Origin of the sequence: Neobacillus drentensis, assembly GCF_036966985.1 — a bacterium.
Taxonomy (GTDB): Bacteria; Bacillota; Bacilli; order Bacillales; family Cytobacillaceae; genus Neobacillus; species Neobacillus drentensis_E.
Genome location: NZ_JBALSN010000085.1, coordinates 525 through 6,686 on the forward strand (window position 1 = coordinate 525; position 6,162 = coordinate 6,686).

Here is a 6,162-nt window from a genome sequence, read left to right on the forward strand (position 1 = left end):
ACAGGATAGTATTCTTATATTTGAAAACTCAGAGTTTAGTTGTTTTGTTCTTAAAACCTCCACAAATTGGTGCCTGACACCCATTGACAATGATTCTCATTATCGTTATTATTAGCACTATAGACATTAATGGAGGGGGATTCAACATGTTTAACATGCTATATGGGTTGAAGGATATTCACACGGTTATTTCTAATCAACGGAAAATCGGCGGTGCGGCTGAAGCTGATTCGATTCGGTTATCATCAGGTGAAACCTATCTTAACCCCGTGTTTACGAATGTTGATATCTCAAAGGGTCATTATGTATCTGTTGGTTTTATTGACCAAGATGGTGCGAATGTGATTGCACATGTGGACCAGATTGCTGTTATCAAAGGCCTGCAGCACAAATTAATTTGCCAGCTGAATAATACTTATATTAAACAGTATTTACTGCACGATACTTTGAAATATTTACAAAAATTATGTGAAGTGAATAACGGTTTTGTCACTAACTCTTTTAAAAAAGAAGCCTTGAAACTTGTCCGTGATATTAGTGTAAAAGAATTAAAAAACCACAATATCTCGCTTCCATTCCCAGTTGAAGATAAATTAGTGCAATTATATGCTTAATAAAAACGAGGTCCCACTTTATAAGTGGACCTCGTTTTTTTGTCTATAGGATGACTGTTTGACAGGCTAATCGATAGCCATTGTTTACTTCATTGCCAAGTTTTTTATGTTCTTGTTCATTTGGTTTCGATAGACCTGGACCTTGCAGGACTTGAACCGTACATTGTCCGCAGGTTCCTTTTTGGCATTTATATTTGATGGGCTTCCCTTGGTTGAGTGCTACATCAAGCAGTTTCCCTTTAGCAGGTGCAACTTCAAATTTATTCCCACTCTGCAAAACAATTATTTTTTCAGGAGTAGGTACTTCCTTAATTGCAGTGTATTGCTCTTTTGGTCCTTCTTTTTCAAATAATGGTCTTTCGACTATATCAGGAGACTTCGGTACGGGCGCCATTTTTCCTGGAATAAGAGAGCCAACCGTAAAAGTTCGATTGTTCACCAGTTAAACCCCTATTGCTTCTAGTGTGCAAATAGCCCCAGGTCGCTTAATCCTTAATACCGCTGTTTCATATACACGGAACGGGTGATTCATCCCTTCCACGCCCAGGTAGGCTGTATCAAAATCCTCAGAAACAGCAAGATCTAAGTTGTTTCGTCCAGTGTTAAGTATGACACCTGTTTTCCCTTTTAATACGGGTGATTGGAACACACCATCGGTCACTAGCTCTCGAATATGTTCAATCTCTAACACATTGGTGTCTTTATGGACTCGATGGATTAGGGAATAGAGTTCTGGTGATAGGACAAGCGCAAACGGACCATGATGATTCATTTCAAGCAATTTATTTCTAGCATCGACTATATCCTGAAAAGCTGTTCCGGATTCATACCATTCCCCAATCAAGTGCGTCAGCCGGCCTTGGACGTTCATTAATCCCGGGATATCAAACTCTCTTGCGCCATGAAAAATCATCTGATCCTCCAGGTTAGCTACGTCTCTGGCAGCATTGGCAGCCGGTGAAAAATCAATCGGAATATCGAGCGTCTTGGTCTGTTCGATATCACGCCAATAGAGGACAAAATCCTTATAAAGTAAGGGAATCGTGTGATTTACACGTTTACTGGATTCAACAATCGTCTCAAAGGAGCCCTGGAAATCCATTTTTGCTTCCATATTTTCTAAAAAGATATCATTTGGGATACTCTGCATCCCTCGTCCAAGCGGACCATATAGTTCGATAAAGCGCCGGCCAACTAACTGTCTGCGTGCTGACTCAATGACGGTTTGATCTAATTGGTTGAATTCTTGGTCATTTAACGGTGAATCTGGATATAAGTGCGATTTATTCATTAGTTTATCCTCTCTTGTTCAAGTGGTTATTTTTCCGAATTGGGTTTGGTAGGTGGAGTCCGATGATTCCGCCGATTTTGAGGTAGATTCCGCCATGGGTGATATTTATTCCGCCAAACTTCGGAAAGATTCCGCCGTTTGAAGCTTCGATAGTGTGACCATGCTGGTATTCCGCCGATTTGGGGTGGAATTCCGCCAATTGTAGCGTGGATTCCGCCATATCTTGGAATTATTCCGCCAAACTTGAGACGGATTCCGCCAAATCCACCATTCTTTCCGCCAAACACCAAATTCGAATAAATTTTATGTAAAAATACTTAAATTAAACTCCCCACGGTAAACCCCTTTTTATATTTAGCCGAAGACGAAACTGGGACAGCATTAGAAGAGGTAACTGACCGGTCTAAGTGATCATGGTCGTGATCATGATGCGCATGTGGGTCGACGTAGTCATTATCGAACCTTTTATTGATGTCGATCAACATCGCTTTGACTTGCTGATAATCCTTATAGGATACCTCCCTCAACTGGTTTAGCAAGGTGCTTCGTTCCTCGTCAGTAAATCGAAATAGAGCCAAATCTAAATGTTCAACAAAATTATGTAACCCGAATTTTTCAAGATTCAGCTCTTGGAGAAGCCGATTAAACTCATTATTGGTCGGTGCAAAATCCTTCTCATCCTTTTCATTTTCAAACTTACTAATAAGCGGAATTAACTCGACTAAACGTGAAAGCCGCTGCTCCTCTTCCTCAAAAATATGATGGTAGTAAAGTCGCTCGTGGTCATCGGTGGCGTTCTGAATGACCGGGTCGAGCATATTCATAAATTTTTCAATCGCATCTTTGGTAGTCGTAAAAATTTGATAAAAAATCTTTAATTCCTCTTTCATCCTAAGCACCCCTAGTTTCTTAACTACAGTCATTATTGACGCTAGAGAGTGCTTTTAATACCTATTTATTAGTAATTTTAACAATCCTATTTCCGTTTATGGACAGTATTTTAGAGCATAACTCTTCTTCCTTGTAACATAATAAATATGGTTATGCCAATACCTTTAGGAGGAGATACAAAATGTTGCAAAATCAACAGGGGCCAATGCACCAAAATATGCATACAGGGAATGTACCTCAACAATTAAATCATGGTGGCCATGAAGTATTTGATGTCCATGAAGTGCTTTCTGGAACCATTGGGACATTGGATCAATACTTAATGTTACGCCAACATGTAAAAGACCCAGAATTACTCGATATTCTGGAACGCCAATATCAATTTATGCAGGATGAATATAACATTACTTTAGAATGTTTCAGCACGGGGCAAAATCCTTCCAAACCAACACAGAGCTATAAAATGAATCAAGGAAATGACTTTGTTTATGGCTTAAAACCGTCCCAGCCGAAAAAGCCGGTGCAATCTGTTTCCGAGCTTACAGACGAGTGCGTTTCCAGTATGATGCTTGGTTGTGTAAAATCAGGTGCTTCGATGAAGACAATGGCCGCTTTAGAAGTGACGAACCCAGTTGTCCGTCGGGTGCTAGCAGACTCGGTTCCGAATTGCATTGAAATGGCCTATGAAATCTCGATTTATCAAAATAAACACCATTACTACCAAGTACCACAGCTTGCCCAGCAGGATATGAATCAACTGCTTAATGCATTTGCCCCTGCGCAGGGAATGCCTCAAGCAAACAATACGAACATGAATATGAACGCAAATATGAATATTAACTCTAATATGAATCATTAAATACTTTGGTACATGTAAAAGAAGTATTAGCGAGCTATCCTTAAATGGGATAGCTTTTTTATTTAAATTTGAAAAGAGCAATTGCAAATAGTAAAATAACAATAGAACATACGTTTCGGAAATAATGTAAAAAAAACTTAAGGAGGAATTTAAATGGAATCTTGGGAAGCTGCCTATATTGCAGGTATTATTGATGGAGAAGGGACAATCACATTAACAAGAATGCATGAAAAGGAACATCGACGCCCATGTATAACTATTGCATCCACCGATAAGGAATTATTAATTTATCTTCAGGTAATAACAGAGGGAACCATCAATAATAAGAAGAACTATAATCCTGAACGGCATAAGGATTCATACACACTGAGTATAAAAAATAAGGAAACTGTACTGTCTTTATTAAATCATGTTACACCTTATTTAAGAGTCGATAAAAAAAGAAATCGAGCAATATGGATACTTAAACACTATGAACTGGTTACACCAAGAAATGGGAAATACACCAAAGTACTATTAGAAAAAAAAATTGCCTTCGAAAATTCTTTTTTCGAGATATAAAAAAAGACCAGCATCTCTGCTGATCTTTTCTTTCCACTATGTAGTGGAGACGGTGGGACGTGCTCTTCCATGCTTTCGTCATGGCACTGACTATATCTTGAACCTGTCATCAAACAGGTCCTCTGGCGTCTTATGCGAATCATAAATTTACCTCTTCAAGGCGGGATTTCGCATCCTAGTACTACCATTTCTATGGCAGCCTATAAGTCGATACACGGCTGTTGGATTACTCCACATACCGCTCGGCATTGCCCTATCACAATGAAGTGACTTAGGTTTCACCGATAAAGCCAGATTTTCACTCGTGTGTTACCACACAAGGCGACTAATAACTAATCGAACCCACGTCCAAAGATATCGCCACTTAAGCTTCTACGAGTGTAGTCGATATATTGGTGTTTCGCTGAAGCCATATGCCTATCGACCGGCGTCCGGTCAGCTAGCCTGGTTGTTCTCTTCCTTCATCCTCAGGCGGTGGAATCCGGCGTAGCCCACTTAGAGTGAGTCCCTTACCCTACCACATGGGCAATGGAGGGAGGAACCGCTATGCAGTATTAAGCTGCGAAAGCGAGGTTGTTGTTAGTTTTGCCAGTTATGGCTTTGACGTTTTAACGAGGCCGATCCCCTCGACTCGCGACCTAAGCTCAAACTACCCCTGTCGAATCCGTAGCGTCCCCATAATAAAAGGAGCTGCAATCTAATGAAAGATTAAAGCCGTAGACGTTAGGATGCTCAGACAATTGTCCTTGAGCAAAGTATCTCATCGCTAACTTAGCGACAAACTTATTATAACATACTGTCAGCATATTTCAATTGTAAGTATCTGTTAAATAATTTCCAATTCACATTACGCAACGAATTACATCTTCTGACGATCGCGGAAGGCTCGTTCAATTTCACGCTTTGCTTCTTTTTGCTTCAAGGATTCACGCTTATCGTAATTCTTCTTACCTTTCGCCAGCCCGATTAACACTTTGCAAAAACCATTTTTCAAGTAAAGCTTTAATGGAACAAGCGCATAACCTGCTTCTTTTGTTTCACCGATTAGTTTATTAATTTCGCGCTTATGGAGTAATAGCTTTCGTGTTCGTAATGGGTCATGATTAAAAATGTTACCTTGCTCATACGGACTGACATGCATTCCGAAAAGTATGGCTTCACCATTTTGAATCCGTGCATAGGCATCCTTAAGATTCACTTTTCCCCCACGAATTGACTTAATTTCGGTCCCCTGCAGTACAATCCCAGCTTCATAGGTTTCTTCGATAAAATAGTCATGGTAAGCCTTTTTATTTTGCGCAACAACTTTTCCTTCACCTTTTGGCATATCTTTTTCACCTCATTCTTAGGCTTTATTTTAGCAGAACAGAACCCATAGGACAATGAAAAGGAGCCTTACAAAAGGCCCCCTACCTAAATCATTTGTTTTTCCGCTTATTACTTTTATTTTTTGGCACATTATCATAAAATTTACGTTTTTTCTTCACTTTATTGCCTTGGCCGTTGCCGCCCTCAGACTTAGTGTTGCCGCCTTGACCACGACCGCCGCCTTGCTGTTTATTTCTCCGCGGCTTCTTCGATTCGCTGCCCGTACTGAAAACCCTTGGCGTCTCAACACGTTCCCGGCGTGTTCCTTTCATGCCGACAATTTCAAAATCGATGGAACGTTCATCTTTATTCACCTTAACTACCCGGACGGTAATCTCGTCACCAATTCGGAACACGTTTCCTGTCCGCTCGCCAATCATCGCAAAATGACGCTCGTCAAAACGATAATAATCATCGGTCATATAGCTGACATGAACGAGGCCTTCAATCGTATTTGGCAGCTCGACAAACATTCCGAAATTCGTTACAGAGCTGATAATACCGTCGTATTCAACGCCAATTTTGTCCTCCATATACTCCGCTTTCTTCAATTCATCGGTTTCCCGCTCAGCATCTAC

Annotated in this window: 9 protein-coding genes and 1 other RNA gene; 3 read left to right on the plus strand and 7 right to left on the minus strand. The window is 40.3% G+C overall.

Annotated elements, in window-relative coordinates:
• Window positions 1–146: 146 nt before the first annotated feature.
• The gene (locus V7659_RS06300; protein WP_335538869.1) at window positions 147–614 is read left to right on the plus strand and encodes a hypothetical protein; all 468 of its coding nucleotides are present in this window, start codon (window positions 147–149) and stop codon (window positions 612–614) included.
• A 43-nt stretch (window positions 615–657) separates the two neighbouring features.
• On the opposite strand, the gene V7659_RS06305 is transcribed toward V7659_RS06300, so the two are convergent.
• From V7659_RS06305 to V7659_RS06320, 4 genes are all read right to left on the minus strand, one after another.
• Window positions 658–1,053, minus strand: a complete 396-nt coding sequence (locus V7659_RS06305; protein ID WP_335538870.1) for a 2Fe-2S iron-sulfur cluster-binding protein — start codon at window positions 1,051–1,053, stop codon at window positions 658–660.
• A 3-nt stretch (window positions 1,054–1,056) separates the two neighbouring features.
• Entirely contained in the window at window positions 1,057–1,905 is an 849-nt protein-coding gene (locus V7659_RS06310) for a family 1 encapsulin nanocompartment shell protein (RefSeq protein ID WP_335538871.1), read from the minus strand.
• 4 nt (window positions 1,906–1,909) lie between these two features.
• On the minus strand, window positions 1,910–2,125 hold the full coding sequence (locus V7659_RS06315) for a hypothetical protein (protein ID WP_335538873.1): 216 nt from the start codon (window positions 2,123–2,125) through the stop codon (window positions 1,910–1,912).
• Between the two features lie 97 nt (window positions 2,126–2,222).
• Complete coding sequence (locus tag V7659_RS06320; RefSeq protein ID WP_335538875.1) at window positions 2,223–2,795, minus strand: IMEF encapsulin system ferritin-like cargo protein; 573 nt, start codon at window positions 2,793–2,795, stop codon at window positions 2,223–2,225.
• A 182-nt stretch (window positions 2,796–2,977) separates the two neighbouring features.
• Here V7659_RS06320 and V7659_RS06325 point away from each other — a divergent pair, with 182 nt between their 5' ends.
• Both V7659_RS06325 and V7659_RS06330 read left to right on the plus strand, forming a co-directional pair.
• Complete coding sequence (locus V7659_RS06325) at window positions 2,978–3,655, plus strand: spore coat protein (protein ID WP_420491706.1); 678 nt, start codon at window positions 2,978–2,980, stop codon at window positions 3,653–3,655.
• 153 nt (window positions 3,656–3,808) lie between these two features.
• Complete coding sequence (locus V7659_RS06330; protein WP_335538877.1) at window positions 3,809–4,216, plus strand: LAGLIDADG family homing endonuclease; 408 nt, start codon at window positions 3,809–3,811, stop codon at window positions 4,214–4,216.
• A 333-nt stretch (window positions 4,217–4,549) separates the two neighbouring features.
• Here the strand turns inward: V7659_RS06330 and ssrA are convergent.
• The 3 genes from ssrA to V7659_RS06345 all read right to left on the minus strand — a co-directional run.
• Window positions 4,550–4,885, minus strand: a transfer-messenger RNA (tmRNA) gene (gene ssrA, locus V7659_RS06335).
• 190 nt (window positions 4,886–5,075) lie between these two features.
• Window positions 5,076–5,543 carry an SsrA-binding protein SmpB gene (gene smpB, locus V7659_RS06340; RefSeq protein WP_026567812.1) on the minus strand — a complete coding sequence of 156 codons (468 nt, stop codon included), beginning with the start codon at window positions 5,541–5,543 and terminating at the stop codon, window positions 5,076–5,078.
• Window positions 5,544–5,634: 91 nt separating this feature from the next.
• A partial coding sequence (locus tag V7659_RS06345) for a S1 RNA-binding domain-containing protein (RefSeq protein WP_335538879.1) occupies window positions 5,635–6,162 on the minus strand: 528 nt, incomplete at its 5' end.